At 59.5% G+C, this 9,287-nt stretch carries 12 protein-coding genes; 8 read left to right on the top strand and 4 right to left on the bottom strand.

All coding sequences use genetic code 11. From position 1 onward, the window contains the following. From VN887_16160 to rpsT, 6 genes are all read left to right on the top strand, one after another. Nucleotides 1-251: tRNA-dihydrouridine synthase family protein (locus tag VN887_16160; protein ID HXT41541.1), on the top strand; the 251-nt coding region annotated here is incomplete at its 5' end. A 99-nt stretch (nucleotides 252-350) separates the two neighbouring features. Beyond that, complete coding sequence (locus VN887_16155) at nucleotides 351-914, top strand: pseudouridine synthase (GenBank protein HXT41540.1); 564 nt, start codon at nucleotides 351-353, stop codon at nucleotides 912-914. 58 nt (nucleotides 915-972) lie between these two features. Further along, the gene (cysS, locus tag VN887_16150; protein HXT41539.1) at nucleotides 973-2,460 is read left to right on the top strand and encodes a cysteine--tRNA ligase; all 1,488 of its coding nucleotides are present in this window, start codon (nucleotides 973-975) and stop codon (nucleotides 2,458-2,460) included. A gap of 89 nt (nucleotides 2,461-2,549) precedes the next feature. Then, nucleotides 2,550-3,626: a DUF1573 domain-containing protein gene (locus VN887_16145; GenBank protein HXT41538.1), complete on the top strand. Its 1,077-nt coding sequence runs from the start codon at nucleotides 2,550-2,552 to the stop codon at nucleotides 3,624-3,626. A gap of 42 nt (nucleotides 3,627-3,668) precedes the next feature. Continuing rightward, nucleotides 3,669-4,394, top strand: a complete 726-nt coding sequence (gene tmk / locus VN887_16140; protein ID HXT41537.1) for a dTMP kinase — start codon at nucleotides 3,669-3,671, stop codon at nucleotides 4,392-4,394. Between the two features lie 56 nt (nucleotides 4,395-4,450). Then, on the top strand, nucleotides 4,451-4,714 hold the full coding sequence (gene rpsT, locus VN887_16135) for a 30S ribosomal protein S20 (protein ID HXT41536.1): 264 nt from the start codon (nucleotides 4,451-4,453) through the stop codon (nucleotides 4,712-4,714). 86 nt (nucleotides 4,715-4,800) lie between these two features. Here rpsT and VN887_16130 read toward each other — a convergent pair whose 3' ends face one another. The 4 genes from VN887_16130 to prmC all read right to left on the bottom strand — a co-directional run bounded on the left by VN887_16130 (nucleotide 4,801) and on the right by prmC (nucleotide 7,922). Further along, the gene (locus VN887_16130; protein ID HXT41535.1) at nucleotides 4,801-5,274 is read right to left on the bottom strand and encodes a hypothetical protein; all 474 of its coding nucleotides are present in this window, start codon (nucleotides 5,272-5,274) and stop codon (nucleotides 4,801-4,803) included. 73 nt (nucleotides 5,275-5,347) lie between these two features. Next, nucleotides 5,348-5,764, bottom strand: a complete 417-nt coding sequence (locus VN887_16125; protein HXT41534.1) for a hypothetical protein — start codon at nucleotides 5,762-5,764, stop codon at nucleotides 5,348-5,350. Then, nucleotides 5,761-7,023, bottom strand: a complete 1,263-nt coding sequence (gene murA, locus VN887_16120) for a UDP-N-acetylglucosamine 1-carboxyvinyltransferase (GenBank protein ID HXT41533.1) — start codon at nucleotides 7,021-7,023, stop codon at nucleotides 5,761-5,763. Before murA ends, VN887_16125 begins: the two co-directional genes overlap by 4 nt. Before the next feature lie 38 nt (nucleotides 7,024-7,061). Then, on the bottom strand, nucleotides 7,062-7,922 hold the full coding sequence (gene prmC, locus VN887_16115; GenBank protein ID HXT41532.1) for a peptide chain release factor N(5)-glutamine methyltransferase: 861 nt from the start codon (nucleotides 7,920-7,922) through the stop codon (nucleotides 7,062-7,064). 135 nt (nucleotides 7,923-8,057) lie between these two features. Here prmC and VN887_16110 point away from each other — a divergent pair, with 135 nt between their 5' ends. Then, entirely contained in the window at nucleotides 8,058-8,744 is a 687-nt protein-coding gene (locus VN887_16110) for a LysM peptidoglycan-binding domain-containing protein (protein HXT41531.1), read from the top strand. An 88-nt stretch (nucleotides 8,745-8,832) separates the two neighbouring features. Beyond that, nucleotides 8,833-9,210 carry a hypothetical protein gene (locus tag VN887_16105; protein HXT41530.1) on the top strand — a complete coding sequence of 126 codons (378 nt, stop codon included), beginning with the start codon at nucleotides 8,833-8,835 and terminating at the stop codon, nucleotides 9,208-9,210. Nucleotides 9,211-9,287: the final 77 nt, after the last annotated feature.

Below are 9,287 nucleotides of genomic sequence, written 5' to 3'. Positions count from 1 at the left end.
ACGACGCCGTCTGTTCGCCGGACGTGCGCGAAATTGCGCAAGTGCAGAAGATGAAGAAATACATGAATTACCTCGGCGTGGGGGTGGAGCCAACCGGCGAGTTCCTGCACCAAATCCGGCGTGCGACGACGAGGTCGGATTTCTTCCGAGTGTGTGACGAGTTTTTGAACCACGACCAACCGATGCCACTGGAACCGTTCTCGCTTGCGGCGAACAAAGCGGAAGTTGCGACCAATGAATCCTCCAGGTAGGGCGCGACGTCTTCTTCGCGTCGCGGGGAGAAAACGGAACTCCTTCCGCGTACCGCGCACAGCCGGCCCGGTCCGGCCACGAACCATCTTTCCGACGGAATGCTAATCGCCTTTCACAAGCCTTACGGCGTTGTTTCGCAGTTCACATTGAGTGGTTCTTCAAATCGCACTTTGGCGGAGTTCGGGTTTCCGAAAAACGTCTATCCCATCGGCCGCCTCGATGCGGAAAGCGAGGGGCTGCTGTTGCTGACCGATGAACCGGAATTGAACGAACGATTGCTTCATCCGCGGCACGGACACCGGCGTATTTATTGGGCGCAGGTCGAGCGCGTTCCGACCAGAGAGGCGCTGGCGGCACTCGAACCCGGTGTGATGGTCCAGGGACGAAAAACCCTGCCGTGTCGCGCGTGGCTGCTCGATCCGCAACCCAATCTGCCGCCCCGCGACCCGCCGATTCGGTTTCGCAAGAATGTTCCCGATTGCTGGATCGGCCTGGAACTGGTTGAAGGAAAGAACCGCCAGGTGCGGCGCATGACCGCGGGCATCGGCCATCCGACGCTGCGATTGATTCGCGCACAGATTGGCGGGTTTGAGCTGGGCGGCCTGCCCCGCGGAACATGGAAGGTCGTCACACCGGCGGAAAGGGAAGCGATCCTGGCTTGAATAGAAATTCCCCTTTTCTTTCGCGTCTGCCGCCTTACGCTGTCGCGCCACTGGCAACATGGGCCTGAAATTCTTCAACACGTTGACACGATCGGTGCAGGAGTTTGTGCCGCTCGACCCCTCCGGCAAAAAGATCGCCATGTATTGCTGCGGGCCGACGGTGCATGACTTCGCGCACATCGGCAATTTTCGCACGTTCGTTTTCGCCGACCTTGTCCGCCGCTATCTTGAGTTCAAGGGCGTTGCCGTCACGCACGTGATGAACATCACCGACGTGGAGGACAAGATCATCAAACGCGTTCGTGAATCGGGCGGTTCGCTTCACGATTATACCGGCAAATATGAGTCTGCGTTCCTCGCAGATTTGGAAACACTTGGCTGTCTTCGTCCGCATCAGATGCCGCGCGCGACAGAACACATTCCGGACATTATTTCGTTGATCGAAAGACTGGTTGCTCGCGGCATCGCCTACCGGGCGGCGGACGGCTCTGTCTATTTCAGCATCGAGAAATATCGCGGTTGCGGCTGCCGCTACGGTCAGTTGGTCAATTTGAATTTCGATGAAATGCGCCCGGGTGAGCGGGTGAGCAGCGACGATTACGCGAAGGAATCCATCGCGGACTTCGCGCTCTGGAAGGCGCGAGTGGCGGAGGACGGCGACGTGTTCTGGCCGAGCCCGTGGGGCGAAGGCCGACCCGGCTGGCACATCGAGTGCAGCGCGATGAGCATGAAGGTCCTCGGCGAAAGTTTTGACCTCCACCTAGGCGGCGAGGATTTGATTTTTCCCCATCACGAGGACGAAATCGCGCAGAGCGAAGGCGCCACCGGCAAACCCTTTGTCAAATACTGGCTGCACGGCGCGCATTTGTTGGTGGAGGGTAAAAAAATGAGCAAGTCGCTCGGTAACTTCTACACCTTGCGTGATCTCACTGAAAAGCACGGCTTCAACGGGCGCGAAATCCGTTACCTGCTCCTCACGGCGCATTATCGCGAGTCGTTCAACTTCACTCTTGAAGGTCTGCAGGGCGCGCGGAAGTCGCTGGCACGGATTGAAGAGTGTTTGAGCAAACTCCTTGAGTCTTGGGATGAAGTTGGGGGAAACGTTCACGCCCCACCAGACGCGACAATTGTCAGCCGGTTTGCCGATGCGTTAGATGATGATTTGAATGTTTCAAAAGCGTGGGGGGCAATTTTCGATTGGATTCGCGAGCTGAACCGTTCTATCGCTGGAGGAAAACTTTCTCGGGATCAAGCGGCCACAGCGATAGTCACTTGGAAACTTGTAGATTCGGTATTCGGGTTGAGCTTCAGGCCGGAATCTTCTCTGCGCATGAGCGAGGCAAAGGGTATTGTTCCCTTTGGATTGCTGATAGATTTGGCTGGCGAAACAAGCGCGCCTGCAGAGGTTAAACAGCTTGCAATGGAGCGAATAAAAGCGCGAAAGGCCAAGGATTTCAAACGCTCCGACGCGATACGTGACGAGTTGAAGGCAAAGGGTTGGGTGATTGAGGACACGCCGAAGGGCCCGCGATTGAAGCGCGCCTGAATGCCGCTGCGCCCGGGGGAAAGGACCCAATGGAGAAGGAAATTTGCTCGTCAAAAGCCAAAAAGCCGTTACATTGTGCGCTATCGTCGATGAAAACTCGCAGAAAGAACCTCTGGCTTGCGTCCAGTCTGGGCCTTCTGGCCGCCCCGGCCATTTTCGCGTTAGCGGAGCCAGCGCCCTCGACAAATCTTCCTGCGGCGACTCCGCCGCCCTTGCCGCCCTTGCCGCCGCCGCTTCGTTCGCTCACCAACGGGCAACAGAACTTTCGTTTTGCCCAGTTCACAAATGGTCAGCAACGTTTCCAGGCGATCGCGGGGGTGACCAACGCGCCCGGCGCGCCGGTGGTGGCGCATGTGACCAATTTCGCCGGCCGGCCCGTGCGCCCTCTGCCCGGTGGGCCGTTTCCTCCGGCGCAGGCGCCGGTCACAGCGAAGCCCTTGCCGCTGGTCGCAGACAAGGACGTGAAGGAATACACCGCCAAGCCGGGCGAAGTCAGCGCTCAACTTGATTTCACGCTGACAAACCCCTCGACCAACGCCGTGACGGTCAACGAAGTGCGCACCTCCTGCGGCTGCACGGTCGCGAAGCTGCCGAGCCAGCCGTGGGTGCTGGAGCCCGGAACGAACGGGCAGATTCACGTGACTGTCGATCTGCGCGGCAAGCGCGGCCAGATCACCAAACTCGTGTACGTTTATGGCGCGACCGGAACCAAGACGCTGACCGTAAAGGTGGACATTCCGGACGGGCCGGCCGGCACGCCGCCCGGGACCATGGTTGACCGCACGAAGAACATCCAGGTCGCCACGGCCGACCGGCAGGCGGTGTTCAAGAATGATTGCGCGAGTTGCCACGCCGCCCCTCTCACAGGCAAACTGGGTGCCGCCCTCTATGAGAAGGCCTGCGGCATCTGCCACGACTCCGAGCATCGCGCTTCAATGGTCCCCGATCTGCATCACCTGAACCATTCCACGGATCGCATCTATTGGAAGGTCTGGATAACGCAGGGCAAATCAGGGTCGTTGATGCCCGCATTTGCCCGGGCCGCCGGCGGTCCGCTGACGGACGAGCAAATCAACTCGCTTGCGGTTTATTTGGCCGAACAAATCAGTTCCCGCACCGCCGCGGCTCCCAGTGCGCCCTCCGCGAAGCTGCCGGCTTCCCAATGAAGTTGTTTCGCGGTTGCCGCTGTCGGCCCGGCCCCGTCTGACATGAAAGGGGTTTTCATCACTTTTGAAGGCACCGAAGGGAGCGGCAAGTCCACGCATGTTCGGCTGCTCGCTGAGCGGCTTCGGGCCGAGGGCAGGATTGTCCGCGTTTTGCGCGAACCAGGCGGCACGCCGATCGGCGAGGAAATCCGGCACACGCTCAAGCACAGTCAACGGAATCACGCAATGACTCCGGAGGCAGAATTGCTGCTCATGAACGCCAGCCGCGCCCAGCTCGTTCGCGAGGTGATTCGTCCCGCGTTGGCTGCGGGCGAGATCGTGTTATGCGACCGGTTTTATGATTCAACCATCGCGTATCAGGGTTACGGCCGGCGGCTGGACCCGGGAATGGTACGCGCAGTCGTCGGGTTTGCGGTCGGCGACACGCACCCCGACTTGACGCTCTTCCTTTCGGTGCCTGTGGGAATCAGCGAGGAGCGGCGTCTCGCCCGTCAGCAGGCAATGCTGCTGGATATTTCGCTCATCACCCAAAAGCCGGAGGAATGCGCCAAGCTGCCATTCAGTGAACCGTTACGGGACCGCATGGAAGAAGCCGACCGCGAGTTTTTTGAGCGAGTCGAGAAAGGGTTTAATGCTATTGCGGCCGCCGAGCCGGAGCGCATATGCACGATTGACTCGACGGGACCGCTGGAGTCCGTGAAATCCGCCGTCTGGGAGCGAACCGAACAGTTGCTTGCTCGACCGAGTAGACGCGCAACAAGCCGTTGACAAAGCCGGTCATTTCGCTACCTTTGCGCGCCCGAGTTTGAAGAAAAGTTGAATTTATGCCGAACACCAAGTCAGCCATCCGCCGCATGCACAGCAACGCGCGCCGGCACCTACACAATCAAAGCGTCCACTCGCGGCTCAAAACTCTTGAGAAAAACTATCTCTCGCTCGTGACAGCTGGAAAGCGGGACGAGGCGTCCCCCGCGCTGCGCGCGGTTTCGTCAGCACTGGACAAGGCGGCCAAGAGTGGTGCAGTGCATTCGAACAATGCCAGCCGCAAAAAATCGCGCCTTTCAGCGCGGCTTGCGGCCATGAAGTAACGGAATCTTCCGACGGCAGGGGGCGTTTCAAAAAGCCCTCGTGAGTTTTCCCGCGAACACAGGGCGGGTCGCCGCGGCCCGGTTATTCAGCCCTTGTAAACGATCAACACGCCGAAGTCGGTCATCAGTTTCTGCGAGCCGATGTCCAGATGGGTGTAGGCGAGAGTGTTGATGCTCACAATGTTTTCGTGGCCGACCTTCGCGAGGAATTCACTGACCACCTTGTCGAAGTTGTCGTGGCCGACTTCCACGCACTCCGTGCGCTTGATGGTCTTCACCCGCAGCGTTTTCTCGGATTCCTTTGCGGCGACTTCCAGCGGCGGCGGCGGTTTTTGGATGAGCAACTCGGTGGGCGTGTCGTGGACGGGTACTGAAAAGTGTTTTTCCTCGCGGGCAGCGGCGGATGAAGCGATGGGATTCATGACCTTGACGGTCGCCGGGTCCGCCTCGGGGATGGTGATCGTATGGTGGCAGGCGGGGCATTGTATCTGCGTTCCCGCCAGGGAAGCGTCGGCTTCCAGTTCCTGGCGGCAATTGGGACAAACAAACGTCACATCCATAAGGACCTCGGGGGTTGGAGTTGAATATGCCTGAAAGTAGATCTCCGCAGCCGGGAATTCCAGCGCAAAAGTGTCACTGATACGTCTTTTCCAGTTGCTTGATGCGCGGGTAAACCGGTGAATTGGTCGGCGTGCGCTGCTTGACGGAGGCGAAAATCTGCCGAGCTTCCTGCGGGGCGGTGGAACTGATCAACACGAGGTAGTCGAGTTCAATCGCAGCCAACCGGGGATCACTCACGTAAGGGCGATAATGCTTGAGCCAGTTTTTCAGTCCGGCGGCCCCCTGCTTTTGCGCGGCCTGCAGCGAGGATTCAAGATTGGCAGGCAGTCCCGTCAGCGTCGTTGGCGCCGTGACAACTGCTGCAGGTGGCGGCCCGCCACCACGATCTTCAACCTCTTTCCTGGCTTTCACCTGCTCCCAATAATTGTACAGTTCCTTGCAACCCCAGACGGCGGCGATGATCAACAGAATTCCGAGGACCTGTCTCATGTTTCCTCCACCCGTTCGATGCGCGCGCCGAGTTGTTTCAGTTTCTGGTCGATCCTCTCGTAGCCACGGTCCAGATGATAAATGCGTTTCACGAGTGTTGTCCCCCTGGCCACCAGTCCTGCGATGACCAGCGCGGCGGAGGCCCGCAGATCGCTGGCCATGACCGGAGCGCCACTCATCGGCCGGCCCCCTTTCACGATCGCGCTGGGCCCCTCGATTCCGATATCCGCGCCGAGCCGCGCCAGTTCGCTGACATGCATGAAGCGCGACTCGAAGATGCGTTCTGTGATGATACCGATGCCGGGTGTGAGTGCCATAAGCACCATCATTTGCGCCTGGGCGTCGGTGGGGAACCCGGCGTAAGGGAGCGTGGTGATGTCCACGGGTTTCAATCTTCCCCCGCGTTTCACTTTTAACGCCGGACCACATCGCTCCACCTTCACGCCCGCCTCGCGCAACTTGTCGAGCACCGCGTGCATGTGGTCTGGACGGGCGCCCAGCAGTGAAACCTCTCCGTTTGTGGCCGCGGCGGCGATGGCAAACGTGGCGGCTTCGATTCGGTCAGGGATCACGTCGTGCTCCGCGCCGTGCAATTCCTTTACTCCCGTAATCGTGACAGTCGGGCTGCCAGCCCCGACAATTCGGGCCCCCATCGCGTTCAAAAAACAGGCCAGGTCCACGACTTCCGGCTCGCATGCAGCGCTTTCAATGATGGTCACACCGTCGGCCAGCACGGCGGCCATCATCACGTTGGCGGTGCCGAGCACAGTGGGTCCGGCGCGACCGCCAAGGAACACGTCGCCCCCGGCCAATCGAGGTGCGCGGGCGCGGACGTATCCGCCTTCGATTGTGATGCGCGCGCCCAACTGGCTGAGCCCTTTCAGGTGCAGGTCGATCGGCCGAGGACCGATGACGCAGCCGCCCGGCAGTGAGACGCTCGCCCGGCGCAACCGGCCTATCAGGGGGCCAAGAATGCAGATCGACCCGCGCATTTTGCGGATCAAATCGTAGTCGCCAACCCCTTTGATTTTTGCGGCATGCACCGTGAGAGTATCGCCGCTCAGTTTCACCTTCGCTCCGAGGGACGTGAGGATCTGGCCCATGAATGTGACATCACTCAAATCCGGCACGCGCCGGATGACGCACGGTTCGGCGGTGAGCAACGTGGCAGCCATGATCGGCAGCGCGGCGTTCTTCGCGCCGCTGATTGTCACCTCGCCGTGCAGCGGCACTCCGCCCTTGATCGAGAGACTGTCCATGAAAATCCTGATGTTTTTAATCCGCCAACAACCGGCGCTCAGACGCGTTTCACACTGGCCACAAGAATTCTTGGCCGGCCACTGTAATCGGCTTCAATTCTTTCGACAACCCAGTTGTGATCGGCAAAGATTTCGCGAATACGGTCCGCCTGTCCGTCGCCGAATTCCAACATGATCCGCCCCGCGGGCTCCAGGTATTTCGCCGCCTCCCTCGCCAGCCGGCGATAGAAGTCGAGCCCGTCCGGTCCGCCGTCCAGGGCCAGGCGTGGATCGTAATCGCGAACTTCCGGCGCCAGTGTGTCAATCTCCGCGACCGGGATGTACGGCGGGTTGGCCACGATCAAAGCAAACAGCACGCCGGTCGGCAACGCCGCAAAAGCGTCCCCCAGATGAAACCTGATTTTGTCAGCGACGCCATTCATTACGGCGTTGTCTTGCGCGACCCGGAGCGCTTCGGCTGAGACATCCACGGCGTGAACCTGCGCGGCGGGACATTTGGCAGCCAGCACGACGGCGACGCAACCGCTGCCCGTGCCAAAGTCCAGTGCGATGGGATGGACGGACGGCCATGCCGAAAGAAAGTCCCAGGCACGTTCGGCGAGCAACTCGGTCTCGGGTCGCGGCACGAGCACATCGCGGCCAACCTTGATCTCCAGCCCGCAAAAAGAGGCCGAACCAAGGATGTGCTGCAGCGGTTCGCGAGTGCCGCGCCGCCGGACGAGTTCGCGCACGGATTCGAGATCGGCCTCGCTGAGTTTCCGTTCAAAATCGAGGTACAAATTCAACCGCGGTACACGAAGCACGTGGGACAGCAACAATTCGGTTTGCAGACGGGGCGACTCGACCCCCTTTTTGGCGAGAAACTCGGAACTACGCTGAATGACTTCCAAAACCTTCACGCCGACAAATTACGTTCAAAGCGAAAAGTTCAAAGTTCAAATTGCGGAGGGCGCCTCGCCAGCAGTCCTTGCCACCGCCTTTCACCTGAGTTCTTCCCGCTTGCGCGGCGTGGCACACGCTCCTATTTTCGCGGCATGAAACGAATTCTCCCCTTGCTGTTGGGCGCGGCCTGTCTGAGCGCAACCTGTCTGGCCCAGGACAACGCTGCACGTGCCGCCGCCGAACGCGAAGCGGCGGAGGAACGCTACAAACTTCTGAATTCCGCCGTGGACGCGTTGACCACCGGCCAGGCGGACCTGCAGCGCCGGATCAGCGCGCTGGCGGACGAGGTCAGGGCCGTGCGCGCCCAGGACAACAAGGTTGACACGAGTAAATTTGTGACGCGTGAAGAATATGGCCGCCTCACCAAGGCCATCGAAGAGATCGAGCAGAAACGGGAGGCGGACAAAAAATTGATTCGGGAGGAGTTCGAGCAACTGAAAAAGGACATCACGAAAATCCTGAATTCACCCGCGCCGACCGCAACGTCCAAAAGGAGCAAAAACCTGTCCGGGACGGAAAAGACCGGGGACAAGTCCGCTGAGAAATCGTCGGACAAACCGGACAAGACCTCCGAGGCCCCCCCGCCGACGCAGGAGGGTGTCTGGTATGTGATCCAGCCGGGCAACACACTCAATGCCATCGCCAACGCGCATAACGAGGAGTTCAAAAAGAATGGCAAAAAGACCTCCATCAAACTCATTCAAGATGCCAATCCCGGGCTCAAACCGACCACTTTGAAAGTTGGCCAGAAAATTTGGATTCCCGTGGTGTCCGAATGAGGCGCCGGGAAATAGGACGAGATGCCTGCACGCGCAAGGGATTCCTTGCCGTTGCTGAACAGGATGGGCCATCGAAGCAGATTGGAACATGAGAACACTGCGCCGCATTCACCTTTATCTCGGCTGCTTCTTCGCGCCGCTGCTGATTTTTTATGTTGCCACGGGCTGGTACCAGACCGTCAATCCCGACCGCCGCAAAGGAGTTGGTGATTCAACCGATTTCGTCAGCCGCCTGAATCGCGTTCACGTCGAGCAGTATTATCCCACCGATTCGGCGTCGGGTTACTCGACCTACCTGTTTCGCTGCCTGGTGGTCGCGATGGCTGTCGCCCTGATTATCACGATCGTTCTGGGCATCATTCTCGCGTTTCGAACCATCCGCCACAAATGGCCCGTCTGGCTTTCGCTCGCCCTGGGTATCCTCCTCCCCATTGTCATGTTGTGGCTGGGGCAAAAGCATGATTGAGGAATGAAACTCGCAGTGCTGTTGTTGCTGGCGACGATTACCACACTCGGGCTGGGCGTTCTGCTCGCGCTGCAACT

This window comes from Candidatus Angelobacter sp., from assembly GCA_035607015.1.
Lineage (GTDB): Bacteria > Verrucomicrobiota > Verrucomicrobiia > Limisphaerales > AV2 > AV2.
Note: the sequence above shows the minus strand (reverse complement) of the source record. Positions and strands in the feature narration are given on the sequence as shown.

Bases quoted from the DNA above. Each gene is read 5' to 3' on its own strand.
- VN887_16155 (HXT41540.1), top strand. From the start codon at position 351: ATGCTAATCGCCTTTCACAAGCCTTACGGCGTTGTTTCGCAGTTCACA.
- cysS (HXT41539.1), top strand. From the start codon at position 973: ATGGGCCTGAAATTCTTCAACACGTTGACACGATCGGTGCAGGAGTTT.
- VN887_16145 (HXT41538.1), top strand. From the start codon at position 2,550: ATGAAAACTCGCAGAAAGAACCTCTGGCTTGCGTCCAGTCTGGGCCTT.
- tmk (HXT41537.1), top strand. From the start codon at position 3,669: ATGAAAGGGGTTTTCATCACTTTTGAAGGCACCGAAGGGAGCGGCAAG.
- rpsT (HXT41536.1), top strand. From the start codon at position 4,451: ATGCCGAACACCAAGTCAGCCATCCGCCGCATGCACAGCAACGCGCGC.
- VN887_16130 (HXT41535.1), bottom strand. From the start codon at position 5,274: ATGGATGTGACGTTTGTTTGTCCCAATTGCCGCCAGGAACTGGAAGCC.
- VN887_16125 (HXT41534.1), bottom strand. From the start codon at position 5,764: ATGAGACAGGTCCTCGGAATTCTGTTGATCATCGCCGCCGTCTGGGGT.
- murA (HXT41533.1), bottom strand. From the start codon at position 7,023: ATGGACAGTCTCTCGATCAAGGGCGGAGTGCCGCTGCACGGCGAGGTG.
- VN887_16110 (HXT41531.1), top strand. From the start codon at position 8,058: ATGAAACGAATTCTCCCCTTGCTGTTGGGCGCGGCCTGTCTGAGCGCA.
- VN887_16105 (HXT41530.1), top strand. From the start codon at position 8,833: ATGAGAACACTGCGCCGCATTCACCTTTATCTCGGCTGCTTCTTCGCG.